We start from the raw sequence: 831 nt of genomic DNA, 5'->3' as shown, positions 1-831 counted from the left end.
ACTCGCGGCTCCGCCACGCGTTGTTGTCATGAGCATTCCGCGGTCGCGCAGTGCTTCTAAACCCCCACAAGGAAACGGCCATGACGTCCCCCGACAATATGCGCCAGCCTCTGATCCCGATGATCCTCGCCGCCGGCCTGATGGCGGCGCCGATGCTCGCGATTGCGCAGACGACCACCGCCCCGGCCGCTCCTCCGGCCGCCAGCGCCGCGGCAGCAGCCCGCCCTGTCCTCGTTCCGCTGGTGACGGTGACGGCCGGCTCGACAGCCATGGCAAGGCCGCGTCTCAGCCAGATGATCGGCAGCCATGTGTACAACGAGAACGATGAGAAGATCGGCGAAGTGGAAGACGTCTTGCTCTTCCCGTCCAGTGGCCCGGCTGCGGCCATCGTAGGCACCGCGGCAGCGCCGTCGGTCGTAGCGCCCGTGACCGCTGCCGTCGTGGCCGCGCCTGCGGCAGCCGCCCCGGCATATCCGCTTGCTGTCGTGCAGGTCGGCGGCTTCCTCGGCATGGGCGGGCGACTTGTCACGGTGCCGCTGGGCGATCTCCGCTGGAATGCCACGAGCGAACGCATCGTGATGCCGGGCGCGACGAAAGAGAATCTCCAGGCCCGGCCGTCCTTCGAGTACGCCACGCTCCGCGCGCGGTGAGACGTCTCGTCCACTGACAGACAGACGGCGCGGGGATGCCCCCCGCGCCGTTTCACCTTCGTGCCCAGCCCCCGCCCGCAAGCCGTCGCCGGCCCGCGCGTTTCAACAGAGCAGGTGTCCTGCCCGTCCGATCTCGGACGAAGACTTCGACGCCTGGGAAAGGGAGTTCCCGCCATGCAGT

At 68.7% G+C, this 831-nt stretch carries 1 protein-coding gene; it reads left to right on the top strand.

What is annotated here, in order from left to right; translation table 11 throughout:
• Positions 1-80 precede the first annotated feature (80 nt).
• On the top strand, positions 81-650 hold the full coding sequence (locus GWK15_RS25570) for a PRC-barrel domain-containing protein (protein ID WP_168044438.1): 570 nt from the start codon (positions 81-83) through the stop codon (positions 648-650).
• Positions 651-831 lie beyond the last annotated feature (181 nt).

Origin of the sequence: Neoroseomonas oryzicola, from assembly GCF_012163135.1 — a bacterium.
GTDB classification, from domain to species: domain Bacteria; phylum Pseudomonadota; class Alphaproteobacteria; order Acetobacterales; family Acetobacteraceae; genus Neoroseomonas; species Neoroseomonas oryzicola.
Note: the sequence above shows the minus strand (reverse complement) of the source record. Positions and strands in the feature narration are given on the sequence as shown.